The organism is Mesotoga sp. HF07.pep.5.2.highcov (genome assembly GCF_003666285.1).
Classification (GTDB): domain Bacteria; phylum Thermotogota; class Thermotogae; order Petrotogales; family Kosmotogaceae; genus Mesotoga; species Mesotoga prima.
The window spans coordinates 1-2,309 of sequence record NZ_JFHJ01000697.1 but is presented as its reverse complement, the minus strand read 5'-3'; the positions used below and the strand labels follow the sequence as shown (position 1 = coordinate 2,309).

Annotated in this window: 4 protein-coding genes; 2 read left to right on the top strand and 2 right to left on the bottom strand. The window is 43.1% G+C overall.

What is annotated here, in order from left to right; all coding sequences use genetic code 11:
* A partial coding sequence (locus tag BG32_RS14885) for a YebC/PmpR family DNA-binding transcriptional regulator (RefSeq protein WP_121527065.1) occupies positions 1 to 477 on the bottom strand: 477 nt, incomplete at its 3' end.
* Between the two features lies 1 nt (position 478).
* Positions 479 to 1,141 carry a TIGR03936 family radical SAM-associated protein gene (locus tag BG32_RS14880; protein ID WP_006492299.1) on the bottom strand — a complete coding sequence of 221 codons (663 nt, stop codon included), beginning with the start codon at positions 1,139 to 1,141 and terminating at the stop codon, positions 479 to 481.
* 132 nt (positions 1,142 to 1,273) lie between these two features.
* On the opposite strand from BG32_RS14880, the gene BG32_RS14875 reads away from it, so the two are divergent.
* Both BG32_RS14875 and BG32_RS14870 read left to right on the top strand, forming a co-directional pair.
* Complete coding sequence (locus tag BG32_RS14875) at positions 1,274 to 1,732, top strand: YfcE family phosphodiesterase (RefSeq protein WP_006492297.1); 459 nt, start codon at positions 1,274 to 1,276, stop codon at positions 1,730 to 1,732.
* A 101-nt stretch (positions 1,733 to 1,833) separates the two neighbouring features.
* Positions 1,834 to 2,309, top strand: a 476-nt coding sequence (locus BG32_RS14870) for a trigger factor family protein (RefSeq protein WP_220660351.1), incomplete at its 3' end; no start/stop codon positions are given.

Below are 2,309 nucleotides of genomic sequence, written 5' to 3'. Positions count from 1 at the left end.
CTCGATGGCAAGAAGTTGAAACTCCTCGAGATCAGAAATCTGCTCCTTTGCTACGGTTATAACTCCCTTTCTTTCAAACATCCAGCTGACTGCTCCGCTTTCCGCCATTGATCCACCATACTTGGAAAGGGTGTGTCTTATCTCTTGGGCCGTTCTGTTCTTATTGTCGGTAAGACATCTAATAAGAAGCGCTACTCCTCCCGGAGCGTACCCTTCATAAAGAGCCTCGGAGAACGATTGACCTTCGAGTTCACCCGCGCCTTTCTTGATTGCCTTTTCCATGGTGTCTTTTGGCATGTTTGCAGACCTGGCTTTTTCTATGGCACTTCGAAGAGAAGTGTTTGTATTAGGATCTGACCCACCCTCTCTTGCCGAGACCATAAGTTCTCTGATAATTTTCGTGAAGACCTTTGATCTCTTTGCGTCTTGCGCGCCCTTCCTGTGCTTGATATTCGCCCATTTGTTGTGCCCGGACATATCATATCCCTCCTATTTCATCCAGAATATCTGAAGTAGATCTACCATTGACCATTCCATCTTCCACAAATGCAATTACCCCTTCGTAAGAAGCGGTGCCTTCTTTAGATAATATCTTAAGAATTTCCTCCGCTGTAACCATCGACTCTATCGGCTGGGAATATTTTACCACATGGACTGTTCTAAGGGAGGTAACTGAAAGATCCATAAACACTTCTCCAGCATTGTATTTCTTATATCCGCTCTTTGTTTTCTTGGTGACTATTGCACTAGCATCAAATCGCTCTGGGTAATAACTCCTTTTAGGAAGAATTAATGCTGTTCTATAAGAATCTAATAAATCATCAATCTTCGCATAGTCACGGGGCAAATACCAGGCCTTTAAAGCTCTGATAGTGAAGTTGGAAACAGAGTTCAGCAGATTCACCACGTTCTGACTGAGTTTATCGGTTTCGAGAAGGACGTAATTAGCGAGACTCATCACTCCCGTTGGCAAGGCCGGTGAAAAACTGATCTTAATTCTCGGGTGAAATCCCTGGGTATACGCTACAGGCAATCCCGATCTTTTGATTGTCCGTTCTATTGCTGTAGCACTTTCCTGGTGGGATAGAAACCGCAGAAAACCTCCACAACAGAAGCGAACTACCAGTTTATTGTTATTCAATTAAACCTCCGGCACGCTCAGATAGGAAACCTTTGTTCTTCAGGTCGCGTGCAGTTATAATTGTATTTGATCTGCCATAACTTTTCAACAAAGTGAAACCATCAAGGGGTGAGAGCGCTGAAGTGGATGATTATGTCCGATTCCCATGATAATATGCCAAGAATTTCGGAGTCCGTAGAGATTGCTGTTGACCGAGATGTCGAGGTTCTTATTCACTGCGGAGACCTTGTGTCCCCCTTTGCCGCAAAGGCACTGACAAGATTCAAAGGTGAACTACACGTGGCATTAGGAAACAACGACGGAGAGATTGTCGGGCTGAAGAACATTCTTGGTAGCTCTCTGATAAAGGGGCCCGCAGAGATCAAAATTCATGGTCGCTCGGTAGTCTTAATGCACGAACCTTTTGGATTAAGCGGAGCGGTAATCACGGATTTCCTTTTCTACGGACATACGCATCATCTTGATATCAGGTTGAATTCAAGGCCTGTTATCATAAATCCAGGGGAGTCTTGCGGCTATCTCACGGGTAAACCGACTGTTGTTGTAATTGATCCGGACAATCTGGAGTATGAGTTGATCCAGCTCCGATGATGAATTTTCAATTATAACATCTCATTAACCGTGAAATTCATTTGGATACGTATAATTAGACGGCAAAAATATTAATTCAAGGTGAATGGAGGTAGTTTCTGGTGGAGAAAAGCTTCGTTAAAAAAGAAGAGAATGTCGAGACATTTCTCTTTGCTTTTGATTCGGAAGAAATACGGAAGGCAGAAAATGATGTTGCAAGATACGTAAATCAACAATACACTATACCTGGGTTCAGAAAAGGCAAGGTTCCGCTAAGTATTGTAAGAAATTTCTTGGCGGAGAGCTTTGAAGAAATGGTTCTCGAAGTTCTTTCCGATAAAATTGAAGAAGAATTGAAGGACGAAAAGATTTTGGTTCCCGCAGTAATCACTGAGCAAAAGATGGAAGGTGAAGGTGCCGTAATTGAGGTGAAGCTTCACAGAGACCCCGAGGTAAAAATCCGAGACTATGAAAATCTTGACCTTAAAGTTCCAAAACAGGATGAAGTAGTTCTGAATTACGTCAACAACCGCCTGGAAGAACTTAGAAACGAACACGCTATAGTTGAACCAAAAGACGGGCCTGTTGAAAACGGTGA